The organism is Streptomyces sp. B21-083 (assembly GCF_036898825.1).
Lineage (GTDB): Bacteria > Actinomycetota > Actinomycetes > Streptomycetales > Streptomycetaceae > Streptomyces.
The window spans coordinates 2,261,609-2,286,511 of record NZ_JARUND010000001.1 but is presented as its reverse complement, the minus strand read 5'-3'; the positions used below and the strand labels follow the sequence as shown (position 1 = coordinate 2,286,511).

General features: G+C 69.7%; 28 protein-coding genes and 1 pseudogene. 21 read left to right on the top strand and 8 right to left on the bottom strand.

Going from position 1 to position 24,903, the window contains the following annotated elements; translation table 11 throughout:
* Positions 1-2 precede the first annotated feature (2 nt).
* The 12 genes from QA861_RS10040 to QA861_RS09985 all read left to right on the top strand — a co-directional run bounded on the left by QA861_RS10040 (position 3) and on the right by QA861_RS09985 (position 9,029).
* Positions 3-2,237, top strand: a complete 2,235-nt coding sequence (locus QA861_RS10040) for a hypothetical protein (protein WP_334587884.1) — start codon at positions 3-5, stop codon at positions 2,235-2,237.
* Between the two features lie 3 nt (positions 2,238-2,240).
* Positions 2,241-3,332, top strand: a complete 1,092-nt coding sequence (locus tag QA861_RS10035; RefSeq protein WP_334587883.1) for a DUF5047 domain-containing protein — start codon at positions 2,241-2,243, stop codon at positions 3,330-3,332.
* Entirely contained in the window at positions 3,329-4,060 is a 732-nt protein-coding gene (locus QA861_RS10030; RefSeq protein ID WP_334587882.1) for a hypothetical protein, read from the top strand. The genes QA861_RS10035 and QA861_RS10030 overlap by 4 nt, the downstream gene beginning before the upstream one ends.
* Entirely contained in the window at positions 4,060-4,269 is a 210-nt protein-coding gene (locus tag QA861_RS10025; protein ID WP_334587881.1) for a hypothetical protein, read from the top strand. The genes QA861_RS10030 and QA861_RS10025 overlap by 1 nt, the downstream gene beginning before the upstream one ends.
* Positions 4,269-4,931, top strand: a complete 663-nt coding sequence (locus QA861_RS10020) for a hypothetical protein (protein ID WP_334587880.1) — start codon at positions 4,269-4,271, stop codon at positions 4,929-4,931. Before QA861_RS10025 ends, QA861_RS10020 begins: the two co-directional genes overlap by 1 nt.
* A gap of 19 nt (positions 4,932-4,950) precedes the next feature.
* Positions 4,951-6,030 (top strand): sialidase family protein, encoded by a 1,080-nt coding sequence (locus tag QA861_RS10015; protein ID WP_334587879.1) that lies wholly within the window; start codon positions 4,951-4,953, stop codon positions 6,028-6,030.
* Between the two features lie 66 nt (positions 6,031-6,096).
* Positions 6,097-6,366: a DUF2829 domain-containing protein gene (locus tag QA861_RS10010; RefSeq protein WP_334587878.1), complete on the top strand. Its 270-nt coding sequence runs from the start codon at positions 6,097-6,099 to the stop codon at positions 6,364-6,366.
* Positions 6,366-7,211 carry a peptidoglycan recognition protein family protein gene (locus QA861_RS10005; RefSeq protein ID WP_334587877.1) on the top strand — a complete coding sequence of 282 codons (846 nt, stop codon included), beginning with the start codon at positions 6,366-6,368 and terminating at the stop codon, positions 7,209-7,211. The genes QA861_RS10010 and QA861_RS10005 overlap by 1 nt, the downstream gene beginning before the upstream one ends.
* Positions 7,208-7,777: a 3'-5' exoribonuclease domain-containing protein gene (locus QA861_RS10000; RefSeq protein WP_334587876.1), complete on the top strand. Its 570-nt coding sequence runs from the start codon at positions 7,208-7,210 to the stop codon at positions 7,775-7,777. The genes QA861_RS10005 and QA861_RS10000 overlap by 4 nt, the downstream gene beginning before the upstream one ends.
* Positions 7,774-8,094: a hypothetical protein gene (locus tag QA861_RS09995; RefSeq protein WP_334587875.1), complete on the top strand. Its 321-nt coding sequence runs from the start codon at positions 7,774-7,776 to the stop codon at positions 8,092-8,094. Before QA861_RS10000 ends, QA861_RS09995 begins: the two co-directional genes overlap by 4 nt.
* A 443-nt stretch (positions 8,095-8,537) precedes the next feature.
* A complete protein-coding gene (locus QA861_RS09990; RefSeq protein WP_334587874.1) occupies positions 8,538-8,867 on the top strand; it encodes a hypothetical protein in 330 nt (109 codons plus the stop codon).
* Positions 8,868-8,870: 3 nt separating this feature from the next.
* A complete protein-coding gene (locus QA861_RS09985) occupies positions 8,871-9,029 on the top strand; it encodes a hypothetical protein (protein ID WP_334587873.1) in 159 nt (52 codons plus the stop codon).
* Between the two features lie 172 nt (positions 9,030-9,201).
* Here the strand turns inward: QA861_RS09985 and QA861_RS09980 are convergent, their stop codons facing one another.
* The 3 genes from QA861_RS09980 to QA861_RS09970 form a co-directional block, all read right to left on the bottom strand.
* Positions 9,202-9,483 carry a hypothetical protein gene (locus QA861_RS09980; RefSeq protein ID WP_334587872.1) on the bottom strand — a complete coding sequence of 94 codons (282 nt, stop codon included), beginning with the start codon at positions 9,481-9,483 and terminating at the stop codon, positions 9,202-9,204.
* Positions 9,484-9,654: 171 nt separating this feature from the next.
* Positions 9,655-9,846, bottom strand: coding sequence for a hypothetical protein (locus QA861_RS09975; protein WP_334587871.1), 192 nt, complete (start codon positions 9,844-9,846; stop codon positions 9,655-9,657).
* 164 nt (positions 9,847-10,010) lie between these two features.
* Complete coding sequence (locus QA861_RS09970) at positions 10,011-10,190, bottom strand: hypothetical protein (RefSeq protein ID WP_334587870.1); 180 nt, start codon at positions 10,188-10,190, stop codon at positions 10,011-10,013.
* Between the two features lie 152 nt (positions 10,191-10,342).
* Between QA861_RS09970 and QA861_RS09965 the strand changes: the two genes are divergently transcribed.
* The 3 genes from QA861_RS09965 (at position 10,343) to QA861_RS09955 (ending at position 12,436) form a co-directional block, all read left to right on the top strand.
* Positions 10,343-11,572: a helix-turn-helix domain-containing protein gene (locus QA861_RS09965; RefSeq protein WP_334587869.1), complete on the top strand. Its 1,230-nt coding sequence runs from the start codon at positions 10,343-10,345 to the stop codon at positions 11,570-11,572.
* 92 nt (positions 11,573-11,664) lie between these two features.
* The gene (locus tag QA861_RS09960) at positions 11,665-12,033 is read left to right on the top strand and encodes a hypothetical protein (protein ID WP_334587868.1); all 369 of its coding nucleotides are present in this window, start codon (positions 11,665-11,667) and stop codon (positions 12,031-12,033) included.
* Positions 12,034-12,226: 193 nt separating this feature from the next.
* The gene (locus QA861_RS09955; RefSeq protein WP_334587867.1) at positions 12,227-12,436 is read left to right on the top strand and encodes a hypothetical protein; all 210 of its coding nucleotides are present in this window, start codon (positions 12,227-12,229) and stop codon (positions 12,434-12,436) included.
* Between the two features lie 285 nt (positions 12,437-12,721).
* Here QA861_RS09955 and QA861_RS09950 read toward each other — a convergent pair whose 3' ends face one another.
* The gene (locus QA861_RS09950; RefSeq protein ID WP_334587866.1) at positions 12,722-12,964 is read right to left on the bottom strand and encodes a helix-turn-helix domain-containing protein; all 243 of its coding nucleotides are present in this window, start codon (positions 12,962-12,964) and stop codon (positions 12,722-12,724) included.
* A 248-nt stretch (positions 12,965-13,212) separates the two neighbouring features.
* Between QA861_RS09950 and QA861_RS09945 the strand changes: the two genes are divergently transcribed.
* Both QA861_RS09945 and QA861_RS09940 read left to right on the top strand, forming a co-directional pair.
* Positions 13,213-13,452 carry a hypothetical protein gene (locus QA861_RS09945; protein ID WP_334587865.1) on the top strand — a complete coding sequence of 80 codons (240 nt, stop codon included), beginning with the start codon at positions 13,213-13,215 and terminating at the stop codon, positions 13,450-13,452.
* A 199-nt stretch (positions 13,453-13,651) separates the two neighbouring features.
* Positions 13,652-15,070 (top strand): annotated as a pseudogene (locus QA861_RS09940) (polynucleotide kinase-phosphatase); the annotation flags it as partial.
* Between the two features lie 228 nt (positions 15,071-15,298).
* Here QA861_RS09940 and QA861_RS09935 read toward each other — a convergent pair.
* Both QA861_RS09935 and QA861_RS09930 read right to left on the bottom strand, forming a co-directional pair.
* Positions 15,299-16,198 carry an NAD(+)/NADH kinase gene (locus tag QA861_RS09935; protein ID WP_334587864.1) on the bottom strand — a complete coding sequence of 300 codons (900 nt, stop codon included), beginning with the start codon at positions 16,196-16,198 and terminating at the stop codon, positions 15,299-15,301.
* Positions 16,195-17,196 (bottom strand): SPFH domain-containing protein, encoded by a 1,002-nt coding sequence (locus QA861_RS09930; protein WP_334590504.1) that lies wholly within the window; start codon positions 17,194-17,196, stop codon positions 16,195-16,197. Before QA861_RS09930 ends, QA861_RS09935 begins: the two co-directional genes overlap by 4 nt.
* Positions 17,197-17,406: 210 nt before the next feature.
* Between QA861_RS09930 and QA861_RS09925 the strand changes: the two genes are divergently transcribed.
* Together QA861_RS09925 and argF are read left to right on the top strand one after the other, a co-directional pair.
* Positions 17,407-18,633: an arginine deiminase gene (locus QA861_RS09925; protein ID WP_334587863.1), complete on the top strand. Its 1,227-nt coding sequence runs from the start codon at positions 17,407-17,409 to the stop codon at positions 18,631-18,633.
* A 157-nt stretch (positions 18,634-18,790) separates the two neighbouring features.
* Positions 18,791-19,798 (top strand): ornithine carbamoyltransferase, encoded by a 1,008-nt coding sequence (gene argF, locus QA861_RS09920; protein WP_334587862.1) that lies wholly within the window; start codon positions 18,791-18,793, stop codon positions 19,796-19,798.
* 122 nt (positions 19,799-19,920) lie between these two features.
* Here the strand turns inward: argF and QA861_RS09915 are convergent, their stop codons facing one another.
* Entirely contained in the window at positions 19,921-20,373 is a 453-nt protein-coding gene (locus tag QA861_RS09915) for an ATP-binding protein (protein ID WP_334587861.1), read from the bottom strand.
* A 306-nt stretch (positions 20,374-20,679) separates the two neighbouring features.
* Between QA861_RS09915 and QA861_RS09910 the strand changes: the two genes are divergently transcribed.
* A complete protein-coding gene (locus QA861_RS09910; protein ID WP_334587860.1) occupies positions 20,680-21,510 on the top strand; it encodes an enoyl-CoA hydratase family protein in 831 nt (276 codons plus the stop codon).
* 65 nt (positions 21,511-21,575) lie between these two features.
* Entirely contained in the window at positions 21,576-23,912 is a 2,337-nt protein-coding gene (locus QA861_RS09905; RefSeq protein ID WP_443041469.1) for a bifunctional salicylyl-CoA 5-hydroxylase/oxidoreductase, read from the top strand.
* A gap of 110 nt (positions 23,913-24,022) precedes the next feature.
* On the opposite strand, the gene QA861_RS09900 is transcribed toward QA861_RS09905, so the two are convergent.
* On the bottom strand, positions 24,023-24,838 hold the full coding sequence (locus QA861_RS09900; RefSeq protein WP_334587858.1) for a PaaX family transcriptional regulator: 816 nt from the start codon (positions 24,836-24,838) through the stop codon (positions 24,023-24,025).
* Positions 24,839-24,903: the final 65 nt, after the last annotated feature.

The following is a 24,903-nucleotide window of genomic DNA, read 5'->3' as shown; positions in this document are numbered from 1 at the left end:
CTTTGTCGATCCCCGGGAATTTCCTCTCCGCGACGACCGAGTCCGTCGACCCGAACACCTCTGGGTGGACGGCGAAACTCAACTGCACCCTCAGCAAGGGGACGGGTGGGCGGAACGGGGACGGCTGCCTCACCGTCAAATCGGTGGCGTCGGGCGAAGTCCAGGCCCGCACCGTCTCCTCGTATCCGGTCACCGCAGGCACCCTGTATCAGACGTTCTCGGACGCTGCGGGTGCCAGCGTTCCCGAGCGGATCGGGATCCGCTGGCTCACCAGCGGCGGCGTCGAGATCAGCATCACCTGGTCGGTCGTCACGGCCGCAGCCTCAGCGAGCTGGCATCGGGTTGGTGTGGCCGGGGTGGCTCCGGTGGGGGCGACACAGGCGCAGGTGCTGCTGTCGTCCACACCGGCCGCCGGGCTGGTCAACCAGTTCTGGGAGAACGTCTACCTCGGCCTCCCGATCCGGACGACCGGCAACCTGCTGGCCTTCAACACCGAGAGCGCCGAGGTCGACGCGACCGGCTGGGGCGTTGTCGCCAACTCCACCATTTCCCGGCAGGTTCCGGTGGTGACCTGGGCTGTCGACAACTATCTGGCTGGCGGCCACACCCTGGCCATGACCGTGGTCGGCGCCGGCAATGCGTCGGTGCTGGCGGTTGCCCGGCCGACCGTCACGCCGGGCGAGGAATACCTGGCCTACGCCTACTTGCAGCCGCCCACCTCCGGGTCGACAGCCTGGATCGAGCTCCGGTTCTACGATGCGGGCGGCAGCCAGATCGCCGCCCAGAAGTCGACGCTGGCCGCACCCGGCACAGGCATGTACCGGCAACGGGCCTCCCTGGCAGCCCCGTCGAACGCGGCAACCTGCTCGGTGGCGGCCGGCCTGGACGGGGCGAGTGCTGCACAGGTGCTGCGCCTGGAGACCGTCGTGGTGACGGTCGCACCCAAACTCCAGGCCGGATCGGTGCTCTCCTACGCCGACTCCAGCGTCGAGCAGGGTGTCGGCGGCTGGACGGTGACGTCTGGGGTGGCAACGGCCGCGCGCACGACACCGTGGGGCAGCAGCTTCTTCGAGGGCGCCTACGCGCTCGCCGTATCGTCGGCGACCGCGACAGCGTCCACACTCCGCTCGGGCCGCTTTCCGGCGCCGGGCGGGGCGGGACTGAACTGGCGGGTTCAGGTTCTGGCCCATCCGGCGGCGGGCACGTGGTCGTCTGCGCTGGTCCGGATCCGCTGGTACGACGCCGCGAACGTCGACCTTGGCACGTCGACCGGCACCAGCTACGGGCTTCCGGGGTCGTCCTGGTATGTGCTGCCGTCGGACGGGGTGGCGCCGGCGAACGCCACGCAGGGCGCTGTCGAGGTCGTGGCGACCGCGTCGGCGGTGAGCTCCATCCTGCACCTCGACCAGGTGGTGTTGTGGCAGGTGCTGCCGCAGACTGCGGTTGCTGTGGCCGACGACAACAGCTACGTCGAGCTGACGCTGAGGGAGTTGCCGCTCGACTATCTGCTGACCGTGTACCGGGTGGCACCGGATGGCGCCCGGACCCTGGTACGCAGCACTGACGGGCTGATCAGCCAGCAGGTCATCGTCTCGGACCTGATGGTCATCGAGGACCATGAGGCGCCCATCGGGGTGCCGGTCTACTACCGCATCGAAATCTACGACAGCACCGGCGCGCTCGCGTCGACCCGCACCTCGGCGACGGTCACGGTGCTCCTGGCGGACATCCAAGAGGCGTGGCTGAAGGATCCCGGGAATCCGCAGCGGGCCTGCCGCGTGATGGTCCAGCGGGCCCCAGACTGGAACAGACCCATCGATCAGGCCTCGTATGTGGTGCGCGGACGCCGCAACAAGGTCGTGCTGTCCGGGAAACGGCAGGGCCTCGAAGGCGATCTGGCGATCTGGACGCGTAGCGACGCCGAACGCACAGCCCTTCACCTGCTGCTCGATTCGGGGAACGTCCTGCTGTGGCAGGCCAACCCGGGCATGGGCGTGGCCGACATGTACGTCAACGTCGCGCAGGTGCCGGAGGCCCGCGTCAGTCAGCTCGCGCAGGAGGTGTGGCGGGCGTGGACGCTGCCGCTGACCGAGGCGGACATGCCGGTAGCGGTCTCGGTCGCCGGGTCCGGTGGCCGCACCTGGCAGGACGTGATAGCCGAGTTCGCGACCTGCGCCGACCTGCTGCCCGTGTACGCAACCTGCGAGGATCTGCTGCTTGACCGCCGGATGGGGTGATCCGTGTACTCCGTGTCGGCCCGTTTCCTGCAGCGTCTCGCCGAGTCCCACAACGTCGCCACGACGGTGCAGTTGTTTCTGACGACGGGCCAGGTCATCGACCTCGACCATACGGGCGGGTCGGTGACCGTGGACCGCAGCCAGTCGATTCGCCGCACCTGCACCGTGACCGGCTGCGACGTCGCCCTCATCCCGCGCACCCCGAACGACCAGCTGGCCACCTATGGGGCGCGGCTACGGGTCGCCCGCGGCGTCGAGTACGGCGACGGCACCTCCGAGTTGGTGCCGCTCGGTGTGTTCCGCCTGGACGCCGTCGAGGGCGACCTCGGCCAAGGCCCCGTCACCTTGCAGGGCAAGGATCTGTCGGCGGTCATCGCGGACGACAAGTTCACCGAGCCGTACACGGCCACCGGCACCGTCGTCAGCGCCGTGACCGCGCTCGTCGTCCGCTCCATTCCGGACGCTGCCGTCACCACCGACATCGTCGACGTGACGATCGGCCGCCGCACCTTCGACACCGAAGGCGATCCGTGGGCGGCCGTCCAGGAGATCGCCTCGGCGGCCGGCGCCGTCGTCTATGCGAGCGCGGACGGCGTGTTCGTCATCGCCACCCTCCCGGACCTCCTCACTACCGAACCGGCGTGGGCGGTCGAGGCGACCGAGGGCGGCGTCTACGTCTCCGGCACCCGCGCCATGACCAGCGACAACGTGTTCAACGGCGTCCTCGCGCGGGGCGAGAACACGGCCGACAATGTGGCTCCCGTCGCATATTTGGCGACCGACAGCGACACCAACAGCCCCACCTACTGGGGTGGGCCCTTCGGCCGGCGCCCGACCTTCTACAGCTCGCCGACCCTCATCACGCTCGCCGCGTGCACGCAGGCCGCCAACCTGAAGTTGGCCGCGGCGAAGTCGCCGAACGCTTCCGGGAACTTTTCGTCCCTGCCGAACCCGGCGCTGGAGGTCGGGGACGTATTGCGGGTGCTGCACGAGGACGGCACCCGCGAACTCCACCAGGTCGCCGCCTTCGCGGTGCCCTTGGACATCGGCGGGGACTTCCCGATCTCCACGATCTCCGCGAAGGAAGACTCGTGAGCATCGAACGGCCTGCCCTGGCCGTCCGCCGGGACCTCACGCAGGCGTTGAAGCAGCAGATCAAGCGGACCGGGGAGCAGGAGAGCACGGTGCGCGGCGGCGACTGGCGGCTCGCCGTCGTCACCGTGGTCGGCACTGATGGAACGGTTACTGCGGACGGTATCCCGTGCCGTCGCATGGAGTTCTACCCGAATCCGGTCGTCGGCGACGTCATCGCCATCACCCAGTCCTCGTCCGGTAACTGGCTGGCCTGGGGCCGCATGGTCGCCGACACGGACGGCATCGGCACCCGCCTGTTCAAACGCAAGACGATCCTGACGGGCCCGCGCACCTCGGCGACCCCGGCCGCCGACCCACACCTGTCTGTGACCCTCGCCCCGAACGCGAGCTACACCCTGGAAGTGTTCGCGAAATGGTCCGGCGACGGAGCCTCGGACATCAACTGGTCGTGGATCGTGCCCGCCTCCGCCACCGGGTCGTGGGTCTGCTACGCGGGCGACACCGCCATGACCGCTCTGCCCACCACCATGCGTTCCATTGACACCTCCGTAAACGGCGGCTCCCGCTCCTTCGGCGTCATCTCCACGGTGATCGGCGTCGCCATGAGCGGCACCGTCAACACGACCACGGGCGGAACATTCGCAGCGAACTGGGGCGCCCAAACAGGCGGCGGAACCGGTGTGACCTTGTACGAAGACTCGTGGATCAAGCTCGAAAGGATGGCGTGATGGCCCTCGACTACCCCTACGTGGCACTCACCGGACAGTCCGAGGAAGGCGCCGTCGAAGTACGGGTCGCCGTCCTCGACGAGTACCACCTCGTCGACGAGGTGGTACTCCTTCAGGCGGTACGCGACCAGATCGCCGCCCGCCCCGGCATCACCTCCGTCGACGCAGACCGCTACGAAGTCCGCGTCACCCCGGTCCCGGAGGCCTGATGGCAACCGACGACTACGGGCAGGGCATCACGCTGATGGCCCTGACCGACGCCCCCAGCATCCCGAAGGCCATCGCAGACCTCGCGGCAGGCGTCATCCCGCGCGGCGTGATGCGCTTCGCTTCCGCCTCAACACGCGGCGCCACCCTCGCCGGAAGCTTCGCACCCGTCGAAGGCATGATGACGTGGCTGGTCGCCGAGAAGCGCCTCGACGTGTACGACGCTGCGGGCTGGCGGCAGATCCCCTACTTCTCGGCCGCGCCCGCGGTGAGCAACCAGGTGTCGATGCCGGCCTCGTTCACGACCGGCGCGTTCACCGACTTCGCGTCGGGCAACTGGGCGCCTCTGACGACGACGATCCCCGCGTCCGGGCGGATCGCGATCAGTATCGGCGCGGCCGTCCACAACACGGTCTCCTCGACGGCGACAGCGTGGGCCGGATGGCGCGCCTCCGGGGCAGCCCTCACGGAGGCCAGCAGCGAGACGAACTCCATCTCGACATGGGGCGGGCGCACCTACGCGACGCGCAGGGTGATCCGGACCGGCCTCACCCCGGGCGCCAGCCTCACCGTCACCCCCACCTATCAGGTGTCGGCGGCGGGCACGATCGGCGCCGTCACCCGCGTCTCCGACGGCCAACTGTCCGTCGAACCGTTGCCGTAGACCTTCTCTGAGGAGCCCCGTGGGTTTCACGTCCGTTCCGTTCGCCGCCAGCTCCTTCGGTTACGCCTCGTACCGCATCCCCGTCTTGACCCTGGCGCCCGACGGCTCGCTGCTCGCTCTGGCCGAGGGACGCAAAGCCAGCAGCGCCGACTCCGGTGAGATCGACATCGTCCAGCGTCGCTCCACCGACGGCGGCCTCACGTGGGGGCCGCAGTCGATCGTCACCAGCCACGGCGTCAACACGGCCGGCAACCCGGCCATCGTCACCGACCCTGCATCCGGGGATCTCGTGCTCCTGTCCTGCGGCAACTTGGGCAGCGTCAGCGAGGCGGACATCATGAAGGGGCTGGCGACCCGGCAGGTGTATGTCCAGCGCAGCACGGACTCCGGCGCCACGTGGACGACGCCCGCCGACATCACGTCGCAGGTCAAGGCCAGTTGGATGCGCTGGTACGCGACCGGACCGGGCCGCGGCGTCGCCGTATCCCAGGGCGACCGTGCGGGGCGGCTGGTCATTCCCGCCGACCACTCCCGCATCCCGGCAGCCGGCACCACGGACACCGGGGCCGAGCTCAAGTACCTGGGTGCGCACGGTGTGGTGAGCGACGACGGCGGCCACACCTGGCGCATCGCCTACACCTCATCGACCCCGAACGGTGCGATCAACGAGAACGAGACCGCCATCGCCGAGTTGCCCGACGGGCGCCTGTACGCGAACTGCCGTGACCAGGGCGGCACCGTACCGGGCACCCGCGCAGACACCTGGTCCACCGACGGCGGCAACACCCTGCAGTCCGCGTTCCGGGTCCAGGCCGGCATCACCACACCAGCCGTCCACGGCAGCCTTCTCCAAGTCCCCGACGGGCCACTCCTGTACGCGGGGCCGGAGCATCCCGACGGGCGGGTCGCGATGGCGGTCCGCCGGAGCGACGACGCCGGCCGGACGTGGTGGACCTGCCGCAAGATCTCCGGCCTGCACGCGGCGTACTCCTCGATGGCGATGCTCACCCCGGACATGGTGGGCCTGCTGTACGAGACCGGCGACTGGGGGCCGTATGACCGGATCGAACTGACCGCCGTGCCTGTCTCGGAACTCTGAGGCCACCGCTCCACTCCGCACCCCCGCGCCGCCTGGCCGGGGCTTTTTCATGCCCTGGAGGCACTGATGGACTTCAGCGATGCGCTGAGGGCGCTCAAGGAGGGCGGGCGCCTCGCCCGCGAAGGCTGGAACGCAGGCGGTCAGTTCGTGGTGCATCAGAAGGGCTATCCGGACGGCATCCCGATCAACGCCAACACCGCCGAGGCCACAGGCATCTCACAGGGCACGGTGTGCAGGTTCCGGCCGTACCTGATGCTCTGCGCGGCAGACAGCTCGTTCGTTCCCTGGGCGCCGACCGTGTCGGACGTCCTGGCTGAGGACTGGAGGAGCGTCTGATGCAGCTCGTTACGCGCGCCCAGCTCGGCTGGCCCGTCTCGGCTGCCCCGTTCCAGGCCGCGACCTTGGGTGTGAAAGTGCACTACGAGGGTGCACCGGTGAGCACCAAGTTGCTCACGGACCACGGGGCGTGCATCGCCGAGTGGAAGGCGATCCGCATCTCGCACCTCGCCAACGTGGCCGAGGGCTACTCCGACGTCGCCTACAACTACGCGGCCTGCCCCCACGGGTTCCTGCTGGAGGGCCGGGGCATCGGCCGTCGCACCGGGGCCAACGGCAACCAGCCGCTGAACAAGGCGCACTACGCGATCGTCGGCCTGGTCGGCGACGAAGGCCTGACCGCGCCCACCGACGCCATGCTCTCCGCGATCCGCGACGGCATCGAGCTGCTGCGGGCGAACGGCGCAGGCAACGAGATCAAGGGCCACCGGGACGGCTACGCAACCGAATGCCCCGGCGGACCGCTCTATGCGTGGGTCCAAAAGGGCGCCCCGCGACCCACCACCGAGGAGAACGACGTGACGCTGACCGCCGCTGAAATGAAGGACATCGCGGAAGCGGTGTGGGCGTACCCGCTGAACAGCCCGACGGCGCCCGCCAATACGGATCCGGCCCGGACCGCGGGCACGTTCCTGCGGTACGAGGACGCGAAGTACGCCGTGCTGCTTGCGCAGTTCGCCGAGCTGAAGGCGGTCGAGGCGGGGCAGACTGCGGCGTTGACGGCGCTCGCGAAGCTAGTCGGCGCAGGGGTGGACACAGCCGAGGTGGTGGCCGCCGTCCAGAAGGCCATCGCGGCAGCCGTCGTCAAGGTCAGCGTCGACGTGACTGGACCGGCCGCCGAATGACCGCGATCGACTACGACCTGGAGTTCCTGGAGGACGGCCGCACCATCGAGCTGATCTCCATCGGCATGGTGTGCGACGACGGACGCGAGTACTACGCCGTCAACAGCGACATGCCGGTGGACAGGATCCTCAACCACCAGTGGCTGAAGGCCAACGTGTGGCCTCACCTGCCGCTTCGCGGTTACAAACCCCCGCCGCAGATCAACGCCCTCCAGCAGAGTGACGGCGCGCTGGACACAACGGACACGCGGGTGAAGCCCAAGTGGGTCATCGCGAACGAGGTCCGCGACTTCATCCAGGCGACCGACGAACCCGAGCCGCAACTCTGGGCCGACTACGGCGCCTACGACCATGTCGCCCTCTGCCAGCTCTGGGGCCCAATGGTGCGACTTCCCCCCGGTGTACCGATGTGGACCCACGACCTTCGCCAGGAGATCGAGCGACTCGGCATCGATCCCAGCGACCTCCCCCAGCAGAAGTCCGGCGAGCACAACGCCCTCGCCGACGTCAGACACAACCAGACCGTCCGGCGCTGGCTAGCCGAACAGGAAGCGAGAACACCATGAACGCCAACCTCGACAAGGCCTACTGGCTGGGCCTCGCCATCTCCGTACTGCTGCCGGTCCTCGTCGGCCTCGTCACCAAGCACGTCACCCACCCCGGCGTGAAGGCCGTCCTCCTCCTCGCGCTCAGCACCCTGAACGGCTTCCTCGTCGAGCTCGCCAACCCGGGACCCGGCTACGACTTCGGCACCGCCGTCATCCTGTCCCTCGTCGCCTTCGCGGTCGGCGTCCTCACCCACTTCGGCCTGTGGCGGCCCACCGGCGTGAGCGACAAGGCGCAGTCCGCGCTCGGCGGCGGGGCCTCCGTCCGGGGCGTCTGAGTGCGGCGCCGGGCCGCCCGTTGGTTCAGTGGGCATCTCGGCCGTCGCGGCCCCTTCCTCATCTGTTTCGGCATCGGCAAAATCTGCTTCGGCGCCAGCTTCATCTTCGAACCACCCGTCCAAGCAGGGCTCGGCTCGCTGCTCCGCTGGGCGCCCTTGCACTGCTGGGCATGGGTGTGGATCATCTGCGGGGCCGCCACATTCACGTGCGCCTGGCTACGATTCGGCCGCGACGGACTCGGTTTCGTCGCCGCATCCATCCCGCCCGCGATCTGGGCATTCACCTACGGATGGGCAGGCATCCTCGGCGACTACCCGCGCGGCCTGTGGCTGTTCGCCTGGTACATCACATCGCACTGCGGGGTCATCTGGTGCGCGTCACGAGTCCCGCCTGATGCCGGTACACCCCGGAACCTCGGCCAGGCGGCTGAGGGGAGACCCGGGTGAACGGAATCTGGGGCATCATCGGGGCCGCCATCACGGTGCTAGGTGTGATCGTGACAGGGTTCTTCACCTACCGGGGCACCCGGACGGCGGCAGCAATCCAGGCCGCGCCGGCGGCGAAGGCGCAGGAGTTCGCTGTGCTGGAGGCGACGGTGAAGCGGGTCGACGAGGAGAACGGCGCGCTGCGTGGGCGACTGTCTCGGGTGGAGTCGATCCTGCGGGCGTGCTCGTGGACGATGGACCGGTGGCGCCGCCAGATGGTGGATGCCGGCGTTGACCCTGATCCGCCGCATCCTCTGGTGGACGAGTACAACCGAACTGGAGTGTGATTCATGCCTGAACCTGCCGCTGCCCGGCCCCCGCGCCGCGACGACACCGCGGCGGATGCCCGCTCCCTCGAAGCGTTGGGCCGCCTGGATCCGCAGCCGGTTCCGGTGCCGTACGCGGGCCTGTTCATCGAACCCGTCCTGCCGCCGTTCATCGACGAGTGACCGCACCAACTCGCCCCCGCTGCCGCCCTTCACGGGGTGGTGGCGGGGGTGTTCTGCCGTCTGCCGCGTGACCTCCGCGCCCTGCCTTCGGGCGGGCGACGGAGGCCGCTTTCGTGTGCGCGGCCCCTCTTGGCGCCCGCCCCGTGTTGGGGCGGGCGCGCGCTGGCGTGTGTCAGCCGGCCTGCTTCTGTTCCCGGAGGTCGTGGATGCTGGCGGTGAGGGTGCCGTCTTGCTGTTCATGCTGGGAGAGGGCGACGCCGAGGCCGAAGAAGGTGGGGGCCCATTCGCCTACGAAGATGCCCCACCTGTCGGCGCGGGCGAGGTCGGCGTGGGTGCCGGGTTCGGCTTTGAGGCTGGCTATCCAGGTGAAGATGCTGATGCCGATGGATGCCATGGCGGCGGTGTAGGCGTGTTCGCTGCGGATGCCCATGTCGTGCATCTTCTTGATGATCACGGTGTGCTCCGTTCGGTAGTGGGCGTTCTCCGGTCGGAGTGCCCACACCTGCGAGCCCTATTCGCGATAAATGCCAGATATGCACTTTTCTGCGCTGACCCGTAGACCGACGCCCTCGAAGTGCGCCGCACCGCCTGGTCTATCCCTCGATACCGAGCGTTTCGCGGGGCCCTAGGCGTGCCGCACCGCCCGCTTCACCCCCATCTCGACATCGATCCGCGCGAGGTCGTTGCCAGCCGCGAACGCGGCGATCCCGTCGTGTACGGCGCGCGCCTGCCCGACGGTGAGGGTGCCGTTCTGGATCGCGGTCCAGGCGGATCGTTCGAGGTTCAGCAGGTCGGCGGGGAAGTCGATGGTGGTCACGGGCGGATCCTATGGTGCGGCGCGTACCCTTCCTGTAGGGGCGTCCCGTGCGTGACTGCGCAGCACGCGCCCTGAGCGTCAGTCCTTCGGGTCACCGTGGGCACACCCGCTGACGGCGGGCAGTGCGGGGCTGGCGGCCGTCCGACGGCGGGACCCGGACGGCACTACGCCGCTTCCACAATCTCGGCCCGCCGCGCCGTCTCCCACTCCACGAGCAGCAGCCCGTACAGGGTGCGTTCCGCCTGCGTCCACCGGCGGCTTCGGGCACCTCTGACGATGGCGCGGATCTGCTCGTTGATGACCGCAGCAGGGCGCACGCCAGTAGAGGCGAAGGTCGGGGGCATGGCCACAGTTTATCGATCGGACCGGCCAGAAACTCATGGCCCTCCGACGAGAAAGGCCCTCACGGATCCGCGATCCGTAAGGGCCCAACCCGCGCACACCATCGGCCGATCGGCGTACCGTTCCGAGTGGACGCAAGGAACAGGAGACCAGTATGCCAACTCCCACCGACATCCACACCGGCGCAGAGAGCAACGGGCAGCGACTCGCCCGACTCCGCCACCGTCACCGCTGGACACAGGGCCGCCTCGCCGCCGAATCCGGGTACTCCCTCGAGGCCGTCAAGAAGTTCGAGCAGGGGCGCCGCAGCCTCGACCGGCCCGCGGTGATCCTCGCCTTCGCGCAGGCCCTGGACTGCCACCCGACCGAGATCACCGGGGCCCCGTACGTGCCCGTCCAGGCAGACCGTGACGGGCAGGATGCTGTCGCCTCGGTCGCCGCCGTCCGCCGCGCCCTTCTCCGGCACGGCCGGCCCGCACGCCCTACCGAGGCGGAGGCTGCGGCCGTCGACCTGGCCGACCTCGAGCGGCGCGTCCTCGAGGCGAACCTCCACCGCCAGGCCGCAGCCCTGACGAAGGCCGGCGCTGAGCTTCCCGCACTCCTGCGGGATCTTCAGGTGGCCGCCGACCTCGAGACGGGCGACGCCAAGCGGAGGGCGTTCGGCCTTCTCGCGTCGGCGTACGAGTGCGCCATGCAGTACCTGTACAAGCTGGGCCACTCGAGCGATGCGACGCTCGCCACGGAGCGGGTCCTGTGGGCGTCCCGGGAGACCGGCGACCCGCTGCGCATCCTCGCCGCGCACTGGTACGACGCGGGCGAGTTCCTCACCATCGGCGAGCACGACGAGGCCGGCCATATCATTGATGAGGCACTCACCGAGCTGGGTGCGATCCGCTCGCCAGGCCCGGAGACGGTATCGCTGCGGGGAGCGTTCCACCTGAAGGCGTCCCTGAACGCTGCTCGAGCAACCGACGGCACGACCGCGGTGCAGCATCTGGCGAAAGCACAGGAGGCGGCCGACGAACTCGGCGAGGACCGCAACGACTGGCAGTTGCAGTTCGGTCCCACGAACACGGCGCTGTGGTCGGTAAGCCTGCCCGTCGAGATGGGTGACGGGCGCAAGGCGGTGGCCCAGGCGGAGAAGGTGCGACTGCCGGCCGACTACTCGCGGGAGCGGCGCTCGCATTTCCACATCGACTGCGGGCGCGCCTACTTCCACAACGGGCAGCGTGAGCATGCGGTGGCCGCGTTCCTGGATGCGGAGCGCCTGGCCCCGCAGGCGACGCGCGCGCACGCCGCTGTACGGGAGACGGTCGGCACGATGATCCGGACTCGGAAGCGCGGGGATCTCATCGAGCTGGGGATCCGCCTCGGAGTCGTCTGACGAAAAGGGGTACAGACTGTACCCCTTCAGTAACCCTCGGGCGTCTAGCGTCGATGAGCAGCACACATCGACGCGACGCCCGGGGAGAAGACGTGGACAGAGACGACGAGGTATTCACCGCCGCGGTCGAAGCGGTCGCCGCCACGATCGACGCGCTCGAGATACTCACCCTGCCTGACCTCGGCAAGCTGACGGATGCGCAGACCCGCGGGGCCGACTGCGTGTGGAGCGGCGTCACCCTCACCCCGGCCACCGCGGTCGCCCTCGGTGAACGGGTGAGTCCTCACGCGGGCACGGGCGTCCCGATGCGCTGGTCCCCCCGCGCCTCCCGCGCTTCCATGCCCTCGCTGGCGCACCACACCCTGAACTGCCATGCCCCGTCGTGCGAGCGATGCCGCGCCGATGCGGGCAGCTGCGACATAGGGATGGCGCTGCGACGACTGGCGAGGGAGTACCGGTGACGGCGCGCGGGCAGGCATCGGCCGAGGATGCCGGGCAGCGGTCGTTGGATGCGGGCCGCGCGGCCGGCTACTGCTGGCGGCAGAACCCGAACGGGTCGGGCCGCTGCACTCTCTCACCGGGCCATGGTGGCGGGCATGTCGACGGCTACAACGGGCGCCGTTCGATCACCGCTACGTCCGGGTCCCGCTGGCCATGAACGGCGTCCTGCATGTGTGCCGTCACTGCGACGGGCTCATCACCGACCCTGACGATGCGGTCGAGGTGGCGTACGAGCCGGGTAGTTCCGGGCCGGGCTGGTCCGTGTGGGCGCACCGTGAGCATGCCGATCTCGTCGACGTGATAGATCCGGACGCGTTGCGGATCATGACCCGTATATGGGCCAGTCGGGAGCGCGGCGCCTGAAGCCCCTATTGACTCCCTCGGCGGCTGGCTGCGTGGCGTGGCCGCCGGGGGTGGGCCGCCTCGTACGCCCCGTGTCGGGCGGCCCGGGTTCGCCGTCGGTTCCCCTGACCGGCGGCGAACCTCTACCGGACGAGGCGCATCTCTGGCCAAAGGATCACACCTGGTGAGAGGTTCTCGCTGGCCACCGGGCCTGCTCGGATATATGCACTCGACACCTTCCGTTACCGGCTGTTCTGTTATTGACTCGCATTCCAGATGCGCTGGCGGGGGTCGCCGCGCACACCTTCAGCCACGGAGGAGTTCGGAGATGGTCACGCCGATAGCCCGCGCGATACGTAGGAGCGTCTCCAGGGAAGGGTTCGCGTCGCCGCCCTCGATCTGCTGGTAGAAGCTCCGGTTCACCGAGGCCGCTAGGAAGACCTGTTCCTGCGTGAGGCTGTGGTCTATGCGCGCGTTCCGGATGTGCCTGCCGATCCGGCGCCGTTCGTGCAGTAGCCAGTCATCGCCGTCAGAGGGGTAGGGGAGCACCCGTCAAACGCTGTGACTTGCATGATCATAAGTCAGCCTGGTGGCATCAGGCTTTTCGCGATCTCCAGAAGGCGTGAGCCCTGCGGCTGCCTGGCATATGCCGCAGGGCTAGATGTAGTGTCCAGAATTCGAACGCATGTTCACTCGATCGTGTGAACCACCTCCCACCTGCGCGTCCCGTTGAGCAGAGCGGGAAGCAGCACCACACCCCCCCCACCCCATCCGCCGTCAGCAACGGGAGGCCCAGCATGGACCGCCAGCACATCCTCGACCTCTACGAGTGGAGACCGGCGATCTGCTTCCGGCATCCCGGTCGAGGCGTCATCGACACCACCGTCGTGAAGACCATCCACCCCCGCGACGACGACGACCGTGAAGTTCGGGCCTGCCAGGAGTGCGTCATGGCCATGGAAGACATGCAGCGCGAGGCGGCGGCAAGGTCGGGGAGCGACTACGAACCGGGCCGGGTGGGCGAGGCATCCCCCTAGCCCTTTCGTGCAGGTGACGGCCCCGTCGGGGTCCCGATCCCGGGGAGTGGGTGGGGAGTGAGACGTGCGGGGAGCCTCAGGGGAGGGCGGGAAATCTCAGCCCATCTACTCACGTCTCAACTCGTCTCACTACATCGTCACAGGTGAGAGGCGTAAGCCGACCGCCGAGCGACCGAACCGCAGATGAGGCATTCGTGCCTGGCTGAACAACACCATCTGCCTCGACACGGGTGCCGTCTTCGGCGGCAAGCTGACCGCGCTGCGCTGGCCGGAGCGGGAACTGGTCGACGTACCGGCCGAGCAGGTCTGGTACGAGCCGGTCAGGCCGCTGCGGTCGGAGGCGCCGGGCGGGCACGACGGCCGGCCGCTGGACCTGGCGGACGTCCACGGCCGCCGGGTGGTGGAGACGCGCCACGCGGGCCGGATCACCGTCCGGGAGGAGAACGCGGCGGCGGCCCTGGAGGTCATGAGCCGCTTCGCGGTGGACCCGCGTCTGCTGCCGTACCTGCCGCCGACGATGGCTCCGACGGCGACGTCCCGGGAGGATGGCTACTTGGAGCACCCGGCCGAGGCGTTCGAGCAGTACCGGGCGGACGGGGTCGAGCGGGTCGTGTGCGAGGAGAAGCACATGGGTTCGCGGGCGGTGGCGCTGGTGTGCCGCGACGCCGAGGTGGCTCGGAAGCGGTTCGGGGTGGACAGTGGTGGCGAAGGCCTGGCGGGGGCGCTGTACACGCGTACCGGGCGGCCGTTCGTCGACGACCCGAAGGTGACGGAGGAAATCCTCGGCCGGGTGCGGGTGGCGGCGGACGGGGCCGGTCTGTGGGAGGAGCTGAGTACCGACTGGCTGCTGCTGGACGCCGAGTTGATGCCGTGGTCGCTGAAGGCGTCCGGGCTGCTGCGGTCGCAGTACGCGGCCGTGGGCGCCGCCTCCGGGGCGGTGTTCCCGGGGGCGCTGGCCGCGCTGGAGGGTGCGGCGGCGCGGGGCATCGACGTGGGGGACCTGCTTGCGCGTCAGCGTGAACGGGCCTCGGACGCCTCGGCGTTCACGGCGGCCTACCGGCGTTACTGCTGGCCGACGGAGGGGTTGGACGGGGTCCGTCTGGCGCCCTTCCAGGTGCTGGCGACCGAGGGGCGCAGCCTGGCGGGTCTGCCGCACGATGAGCAACTGGCCCTGCTGGACCGGCTGGTGGAGCACGACGGTACGGGTCTGCTGCAGACGACGCGTCGGCTGTACGTCGACACGGCGGACGCGGAGTCTGTGCGTGCGGGCGTCGACTGGTGGCTGGAGATGACCGGGCGGGGTGGGGAGGGCATGGTCGTCAAGCCGCTGGGCGGAGTGGTGCGCGACGGGAAGGGGCGGCTGGTGCAGCCCGGCATCAAGTGCCGGGGGCGTGAGTATCTGCGGATCATCTACGGGCCGGAGTACACGCGGCCGGAGAATCTCGCGCGGCTGCGGGGGCGGTTCCTGAATCACAAGCGGTCGCTTGCGATCAGGGAGTACGCGTTGGGGTTGGAGGCGTTGGATCGGCTGGGGGAGGGGGAGCCGTTGTGGCGGGTGCATGAGGCGGTGTTCGGGGTGTTGGCGCTGGAGTCGGAGCCGGTGGATCCGCGGCTGTAGGGGGGCGTGGGGGGTTTTCTCGCCCCCGCCGCCCCTACCCGTCCCATCCTGTACCTGGGGGCTGCGCCCCCAGACCCCCCTGTCGGCCCTGAAGGGGCCTCGTCCTCAAACGCCGGACGGGCTGGGGGTGCGGGCCTGCGCTGGGAAGATGCGGTGAACGGGTGGTGGGTGGGAAACCCGGCCTGGGCTGGAGGGACCTCGCTCGTCGAACGCCGGTGTCAGGTGCCGTCAACCCACCAGCCGCAGTCGCTCCCCGCACACCCCCACCCGTACCGTCTGCCCCCACGTCAACTGCAGCGCATCCCCCTCCATCCCGTCCCCGAACGCCACCAGCCGCTCCGACTCGACTGTGAGCCGGAGGCCTGAGCCCATCGCCAGTTCGCCCGCTACCAGCGACGTTCCCGTGACCGGCGAAGGCCATGCCTCCCGGACGAACCACAGCAGGCGGTCGTCGGTGGGGCGGGGCAGGGGCAGGGCGGCGCCCCGTTCCTGCCACACCGACCGCAGCCAGCCACTCGCCCCCGTACCCGTGCCCACCAGTACCCCGGACGAGGCCTGGGCCTCGACGGCACCCCTGTCGTCGTCGAGGTTCAGGCGGTACCGGGCCGTCTGGTGGCCGGGTGCTCCCAGGTAGATCTCGTTGAGGGCGACCAGCCGCTGCGTGTCGTCGGCGACCGCCTCGACCATGGTGAGTTCGTCGACGCCCGTGTCCCGTGCGAGCACCGCGGGCAGCAGAGCCGCCATGTCCGCCGGCCGGTGCCGTACCAGCACCCCGGGATTGCGCCCAGGATCGGTGTCGACGCCCAGAACCGGCTGCCCCGCGAGGTACTTGGCGACATTCGCCACCAGCCCGTCCTGCCCGACCACGACGACCACGTCCTCGGGAGCGAAGAGGAAGCGGTCCAAGTCGGCCCGCTCGACCCGGGTCTGACGCCAGGTCAGGGGAATCGCCGCCGTCACCTCCGCCATGGAGCGGCGGGCCCGGTGATGGCGTTCGGCGATCTCCTCGATGTCCCGTCCCCGGGAGCGCAGGAAGAAGGCGGCCTGGCCGTGGGTGCCGTGCCGGGCCACCAACTCCTCGTACTCCGTGGTGCGATGGACCAGAACGGCCCGCGGAGCGAGGCTCACTGCTGTGCTCCGCCCAGCCTGGCGAGCAGGCCGGTCAGTACGTCCGGTGACACCGTCAGGCTGTCGATCCGGGGCAGGTTCTCGGCGAGCCGGGTGCCTGTCAGGGCGTGCAGCAAGGTCACATCCGCGTCGGCGTGGGCGTGCAGCCACGCGGTCTGGGCGTGAGCCCGAGCCTCGCCCACCCCGCGTACGCTCTCGGCCTCCGCCTCCGCGAGCCGTACCACTCGCGCTGCCTCCGCCTCGGCCCGGACGGCGTCGGCCGCCGCGTACTCCTCGGCCTCCCGGCGGGCGTTCGTGCCGCGCTGGTCGACCAACTGCTCTTCTCTTCGGGCGAGTTCGATCTGGCTGGCCAGTTCGTTCTCGGCGATGGTCCGCTCGCGTTCGACGGCCACCGCACGACGTTCGTAGGTCGCCCGGTCGGCCTCCTGCTGGATCTGTTCGCGGGCGGGTGTCCGCAACGCCCGCTCCACCTCGGGCTCCGGCCGCAGTGCCACCACCCGTACGGCCACGACCTCGATGCCCGTGGCCGGCAGTCGCGGCTCGGCGGCCAGCCCGGCCGCGACCCGTTCCCGCACCGACGCCACCCCGTCGACCAGCGCGGATGACAGTGCCGTACGGGCCAGGACGTCCAAGGCGTGTTGCTGGGCCGTCTCCGTCAGCAGCGTCGCCAGTTGTTCCAGGGGCGCGCTCCGCCATACGCCGGTGTCCGGGTCGACGGAGAAGTCGAGGCGGGTGGCTGCCAGGGCCGGGTCGCTGATGCGGTAGGTGACGGTCGCCTGGACCGCCACGTCCTGGAAGTCGGATGTACGGGCGTGGAAGGTCATCGCCAACTCGCGGTCGTCGACCGGGACTTCGGAGAGTGTGGCGGTCAGGGCGCGGAACCAGAAGCTGAGCCCGGGTCCGTCGTGCGTCAGTCGGCCGGAGCGGTGATGGCGGATGTGGGCGGTGGGCGTGCCGCGCAGATGGCGCCAGCCGAGGCGCCGGGTGATGTCGGCCATGTGTCTGTCGTCCATCCCTCGTCCGGTGCGGGAGCCGCTGCTCGCAGGCCGTTCCGCACCCCTTGTCGTCATGTAGACGATATTCGGTCCGCCCGCTTATCGTCAAGGGGACGAGATGGCGGAGTGGTGGGAGGAGAGGTTGAGGAGGGTTATCGCACAGAAACCGCCGAGCAGCGGGTGAACGAGGTGCCGAGTGGTCAGGATGGAGACATGGGATTCCATGTCGACTCCGAGGCCGGGCGGCTGCGCCGCGTCATCCTGCACCGGCCGGATCTAGAGCTCAAAAGGCTCACCCCCAGCAACAAGGACGCTCTCCTCTTCGACGACGTCCTGTGGGTGCGCCGGGCGCGCGCCGAGCACGACGGCTTCGCCGACGTCCTGCGTGACCGGGGCGTCGCCGTCCACCTCTTCGGCGACCTGCTCACCGAGGCCCTGGCGATCCCGGCGGCCCGCACCCTCGTACTGGACCGTGTCTTCGACGAGAAGGAGTACGGGCCGCTCGCCACCGACCATCTCCGGGCCGCCTTCGAGAACCTGGCCGCCCCCGCGCTGGCCGAGCTGCTCATCGGCGGTATCACCAAGCGCGAGTTTCTGGCCGAGCACGCGGAGCCGACGTCCGTCCGCTTCCATGTCATGGACCTGGACGACTTCCTCCTGGGTCCGCTTCCCAACCACCTCTTCACCCGTGACACGTCCGCCTGGATCTACGACGGCGTCTCCATCAACGCGATGCGCTGGCCCGCGCGCCAGCGGGAGACCGTGCACTTCGAGGCGATCTACCGGCACCACCCGCTCTTCCGTGACGAAACCTTCCGCCTCTGGTCGGAGGGGCAGGCGGACTACCCCTCCACCATCGAGGGCGGGGACGTACTCGTCATCGGCAACGGCGCCGTACTCATCGGGATGAGCGAGCGGACCACGCCCCAGGCGGTCGAGATGCTCGCGCACAAGCTCTTCGCCGCCGGTTCGGCCGAGACGATCGTGGCGCTCGACATGCCCAAGCGGCGCGCGTTCATGCACCTGGACACCGTGATGACGATGGTCGACGGAGATACCTTCACCCAGTACGCCGGACTTGGCATGCTCCGCTCCTACACCATTGAACCGGGCGTCGGGGACAAGGAGTTGAAGGTCACCGACCATCCGCCGGAGCACATGCACCGGGCGATCGCCGCCGCGCTCGGACTGAGTGAGATCCGCGTCCTGACCGCGACCCAGGACGTGCACGCGGCCGAGCGTGAGCAGTGGGACGACGGCTGCAACGTCCTCGCCGTCGAGCCGGGCGTGGTCGTCGCGTACGAGCGCAACGCGACCACGAACACGCATCTGCGCAAGCAGGGCCTTGAGGTGATAGAGATCCCGGGCAGTGAGCTGGGTCGGGGGAGGGGCGGTCCGCGCTGTATGAGCTGCCCGGTGGAGCGGGACGCGGTGACGTAAGGCGGGCTCGTCCCGGTAGGGCTTGTTCAGGTGAGGTCGAGTACCTGAACTCTGAGAATTGAGCTCGAATACCTTTCCGCATAGAAATGTAAGGCGTCGTATAGACTTCCATTCGTTCACGTCCTGTACGCCCTGCCTGATCACTTGGAGTGCCCCCATGGCGACCGTCCCGACCGCCCTCGCCGGGCGCCACTTCCTCAAGGAGCTGGACTTCACCGAGGAGGAGTTCCGTGGGCTGCTCGGCCTCGCCGCCGAGCTGAAGGCGGCGAAGAAGGCAGGGACGGAGACGCGGTACCTGACCGGGAAGAACATCGCGCTGATCTTCGAGAAGACCTCGACGCGTACGCGCTGCGCGTTCGAGGTCGCGGCGGCGGATCAGGGGGCCTCGACGACGTACCTCGACCCGTCGGGCTCGCAGATCGGGCACAAGGAGTCCGTGAAGGACACCGCGCGCGTGCTCGGACGGATGTACGACGGGATCGAGTTCCGGGGCGACAGTCAGGCGGCGGTGGAGGAGCTGGCCGCGTATGCGGGCGTACCGGTGTTCAACGGCCTGACCGACGACTGGCACCCCACCCAGATGCTGGCCGACGTACTGACGATGACCGAGCACAGCGACAAGCCCCTGAAGGAGATCTCCTTCGCCTACCTCGGCGACGCGCGCTTCAACATGGGCAACTCGTATCTGATCACCGGCGCGCTGCTCGGCATGGACGTACGGATCGTCGCGCCGCAGGCTTACTGGCCCGCCGCGGACGTCGTCGCCGGTGCGCGGAAGCTGGCGGAGGTGAGCGGGGCGCGGGTGACGCTGACCGAGGAGGTGGCGGCGGGTGTCCGGGGTGCCGACTTCGTCGCCACCGACGTGTGGGTGTCGATGGGGGAGCCGAAGGCGGTGTGGGCCGAGCGGATCGCTGCGCTGGCTCCGTATGCGGTGACGATGGACGTCCTGCGGGCGACCGGGAACGCGGACGTGAAGTTCCTGCACTGTCTGCCCGCGTTCCATGATCTCGGGACGAAGGTGGGGCGCGAGATACACGAGACGTACGGGTTGGAGTCGCTGGAGGTCACGGACGAGGTGTTCGAGTCGGGGCACTCGGTGGTGTTCGACGAGGCGGAGAATCGGTTGCACACGATCAAGGCTGTGCTGGTCGCTGCGCTGGCGTAGGGGGGCTTTTCTTCGCCCCCGCCGCCCTTACCCGTCCCATCCCGTTCCTGGGGGCTGCGCCCCCAGACCCCCCTATCGCGCTGAACGCGCTCGTCCTCAAGCGCCGGACGGGCTGGAAATGCCTACTGTCGGCGCCACTGTGCCGGTACCACCGGTACCCGGAACCACACCGCCTTGCCCGACTCCGTGGGTCGGTGTCCGCAGGATGAGCTCAGTGTTCGGATCAGCAGTAGACCTCGGCCATGTTCCTGCCAGGGATCCGGCTCCTCCGACAGTGGCCGCGTCAGATTTCCCGGCGGTGTCGGGTCGGGGTCGTGCACCTCGACCTGGCAGCTGGTCGGCAGCAGCTCCACCACCAGCTCTATCGGCGCGTCGCCGGCCGTGTGCTCCACGGCGTTCGCCACCAGCTCGGCGGTGAGCAGCTCCGCCGTGTCGCAGTCCGTCGCCGCGTGCTCCAGCTCTGTCAGAGCCGTGCGGACCAGCGCGCGGGCGACAGGCACCGCCGCGGCGGTGTGCGGCAGGGCGATACGCCAGGAGGCGGGGGCGGGGAGTTCTTGCACGGCGGTTCCGTTCATGGAGCAGGCTGTCCTGCTTTCAACAATAGGAAGGGTACGGCGGGGTCCGGCGGAGGTGCTGGTCGGGCGCCGGGTGGGACCTTCGGTCCCGCTCACCGTTCGACTTACCCAGCCAACGGCCCGTCTCCCTCGACCACTCCCACTGTTACCGCGCTATTGACACCTCGTGACGGGACGGGATCACCGGAACAGGCCTCTCGGCTCGCCGCCTGACATGGCGACGCCCTATCGCGAACTCGTGACGGCAGTCACAGATGAGTGATAACTTCGTAGGAAGCCGTCCCCCGCTCGACGAGGAGGCCGCGCATGAGTCCCTTCACCGGCTCGACCCCCCGCACCTCCACCTGGGATCACCTCCGCGTCGACCTTGCCCCCACCGGCGTCGCCACCGTTACCCTCGCCCGCCCCGAGAAACTCAACGCCCTCACCTTCGGCGCCTACGCCGACCTGCGCGATCTGCTCGCCGAGCTGTCCCGGGAGCGGTCGGTACGGGCACTGGTGCTGGCCGGAGAGGGGCGTGGCTTCTGCTCCGGCGGAGACGTCGACGAGATCATCGGCGCCACCCTCTCCATGGACACCGCCCAGCTGCTCGACTTCAACCGGATGACCGGGCAGGTCGTGCGGGCGGTACGGGAGTGCCCGTTCCCGGTGATCGCGGCGGTGCACGGGGTGGCGGCGGGCGCCGGCGCGGTGCTCGCGCTGGCCGCGGACTTCCGCGTCGCCGACCCGTCGGCGCGCTTCGCGTTCCTCTTCACCCGGGTCGGCCTCTCCGGCGGCGACATGGGCGCCGCCTACCTCCTGCCCCGGGTCGTCGGGCTCGGCCACGCGACCCGTCTGCTGATGCTCGGCGAGCCGGTGCGGGCGCCCGAGGCCGAACGTATCGGCCTGGTCAGCGAACTGACCGACGAGGGCCGTGCCGACGAGGCCGCACAGACGCTGGCCCGCCGCCTCGCCGAGGGCCCGGCGCTCGCGTACGCGCAGACGAAGGCCCTTCTCACCGCCGAACTGGACATGCCGCTGGCGGCAGCCGTGGAACTGGACGCCGCCACCCAGGCCCTCCTCATGACCGGCGACGACTACCAGGAGTTCCACACGGCGTTCACGGAAAAACGCCCCCCGAAGTGGCGCGGCCGATGAAGTCGGCCTCACCTTTCATGCCGACCTCAGGGGCACCGGACCCAGGGGCGCGGGGCGTTGTCGATATGCGGCTCCGCCGCGGGGCGCGACCAGCCGCCACGAACCCGCACCCGCCGACGACGCCCAGCCACCCCGCACGTATCGCGATCATCGGCGGCGGCCCCGGCGGCCTCTACGCCGCCGCCCTCCTCAAACGCCTGCGACCCGATCGGCAGATCACCCTCTGGGAACGCAACGCGCCAGACGACACCTTCGGCTTCGGAGTAGTCCTCTCCGACGAGACCCTCGGCGGCATCGAACACGCCGACCCCGTGGTCCACGCGGCCCTGCAGCAGCACTTCATCCGCTGGGACGACATCGACATCGTTCACCGCGACACCCGCCACACCTCCGGCGGACACGGCTTCGCCGCCCTCGGCAGGCGCCGGCTCCTGGAGATCCTGCACGCCCGCTGTCGCTCACTCGGCGTCGAGCTGCGCTTCCGTACGGAGGCCCCGTACCCGGCGTGGCTGGCGGAGACGCACGACCTGGTCATCGCCGCCGACGGGGTGAACAGCAGCACTCGTGAGGCCTACGCCCAGGAGTTCCGCCCCCGGCTGACCAACCACCGCTGCCGTTACCTCTGGCTCGCCGCCGACTTCGCCTTCGACGCCTTCCGTTTCGAGATCGCGGAGACGGAGTACGGCGTGATGCAGCTGCACGGCTACCCGTACGCCGCCGACACCTCGACCGTGATCGTCGAGATGCGGGAGGAGGTCTGGCGGGCGGCGGGTTTCGACGGACCGGACATCTCCGCGTCGGTCGAACGCTGCGCCAAGATCTTCTCGGACGCCCTCGGCGGACGGCCGCTGCGCGCGAACAAACCGGCGTGGACCACGTTCCGTACGGTCGTCAACGACCGCTGGTCGCACGGCAATGTCGTCCTTCTCGGGGACGCCGCCCACACCGCCCACTTCTCCATCGGCTCCGGCACCAAGCTCGCGGTCGAGGACGCCCTCGCGCTCGCCGCCTGTCTGGAGGAGCGGCCGACCCTGGCCGAGGCGCTGGCGGCGTACGAGGAGGAGCGGCGGCCCGTCGTCGCCTCCACGCAGCGGGCGGCCAGCGCCAGCCTGGAGTGGTTCGAGAACCTCTCCCTCTATCTGGACCAGCCGCCCCGCCAGTTCGCCTTCAACCTCCTCACCCGCAGCCGTCGCGTCACGCACGACAACCTGCGGCTGCGCGACCCGCGCTTCACCGCCACCGTGGAGCGGGAGTTCGGGTGCCCACCCGCCACCCCGCCGATGTTTACCCCCTTCCGCCTGCGCCGACTGACCCTCCGCAACCGGGTCGTCGTGTCCCCCATGGACATGTACTCGGCCACCGACGGCGTCCCCGGCGACTTTCATCTCGTCCACCTGGGCGCGAGAGCGCTGGGCGGCGCCGGCCTGGTGATGACCGAGATGGTGTGTGCCAGCGCGGAGGGACGCATCACCCCGGGCTGCGCGGGCCTCTACACGGAGGAACAGGCCGAGGCATGGCAGCGCGTCGCCGCCTTCGTCCACTCCCAGGCCCCCGGCACCGCCCTCGGCGTCCAGCTCGGCCACTCCGGCCGCAAGGGTTCGACGAAGCTGATGTGGGAGGGCATCGACGAGCCCCTGGAGGAGGGCAACTGGCCACTGGTCGCCGCGTCCCCGATCCCGTACCGGCTAGGCAGCCAGACTCCGCACGAGCTGACGCACACTCAACTTGGTGCGATCCGCGCGCAGTTCGTGGCAGCAGCCCGCAGAGCCGCCCGCGCCGGCTTCGACCTCCTCGAACTCCACTGCGCGCACGGCTACTTGCTGTCCGGCTTCCTCTCCCCGCTCACCAACCACCGCACGGACGCGTACGGTGGCCCGCTCGCCGCCCGTCTCCGGTTCCCCCTCGAAGTCTTCGACGCCGTACGGGAGGTGTGGCCGGACGGACGCCCCATGACGGTCCGTATCTCGGCCACGGACTGGGCGGACGGCGGTACGACGGCGGAGGACGCCGTCGGGATCGCGCGTGCCTTCGTCGCCCACGGCGCCGACGCGATCGACGTGTCGACCGGTCAGGTGGTGGCCGACGAGCGTCCGGAGTACGGCCGTTCGTACCAGACCCCCTTCGCGGACCGCGTCCGCAACGAGACGGGCGTTCCGGTGATCGCGGTCGGTGCGATCTCGTCCTGGGACGACGTCAACTCGCTGATCCTGGCGGGCCGTACGGACCTGTGTGCGCTGGCCCGCCCTCATCTCTACGACCCGAACTGGACCCTGCACGCGGCGGCCGAGCAGGGGTACGAGGGGCCGGGTGTCGTCTGGCCGGCGCAGTATCGTGCGGGCGGCCGACGCCCGCGCACCGGACGCACGGACGACCCCAAACCCCGTCTCACCCTGGGGAGTTGACCGAGACCGTCCCCGCTTCCCCCGCCGTCAGCGTTGCACTCAGGTGCGACAGCGCGAACACCCCGACCCCACGAGCCCCCGCCTCGCCGGCACCGCGTCCGCCGAAGAGATCACAGCCCCGCGAACCTCGCCCCCGCGTCCCGCAGCCGGGCGTGCAGGCCCTGGAAGACGGCCGCCGAGCGGACGCCCGGCCAGTCGGCGGGGAGCAGGTGGGCGGGCAGGCCGGGGTCGGTGTACGGCAGGTGGCGCCAGGAGTCCAGGGCCACCAGGTAGTCGCGGTACGCCTCCTCGGGCGGGGTGTCCTCGCGCTTCTCCCAGTCGCGCAGCACGCGCGCGTGGCGGTCGAGGAACGCCTCGTGCTCCTTGGCGATCGCGGCCAGGTCCCACCAGCGGGAGACCGCCTCCACCGTCGCCGCGAAGCCCAGGTGATCGCCGCGGAAGAAGTCCACGTACGGATCGAGGCGCAGCCGCTCCAGGGTGTGGCGGGTCTCCTCGTAGAGGCGGGCCGGGGCGATCCACACGCCCGGAGCCGCCGTGCCGAAGCCGAGTCCGGCCAGCCGGGAACGCAGGACGTGGCGCTTCTGGCGCTCCGACTCGGGGACGGAGAACACGGCGAGGATCCAGCCCTCGTCGTGTGGGGGCGGGGCGGCGGCGTACACGCGCCGGTCGCCGTCGTCGAGCAACTGGCGGGCCTCCGGCGAGAGTTCGTACCCGGCCGCGCCCTGCGCCGTACGGGCCGGCAGGAGCAGGCCGCGCCGCTTGAGGCGGGACACGGACGAGCGTACGGAGGGCGCGTCGACGCCGACCGCGGCGAGGAGCCGGATCAGCTCGGCGACGGGTACCGGGCCGGGCATGAAACGGCCGTACGCGCCGTAGAGCGTGACGATGAGGGACCGCGGGGCGTGCTGTTCGGACACGTTGATCATTTTAGGCCGCCGGAGTCGCTGCTGCTCGCCATTTCCGCTGGTCAACTACCTTCGGTGAATGACTT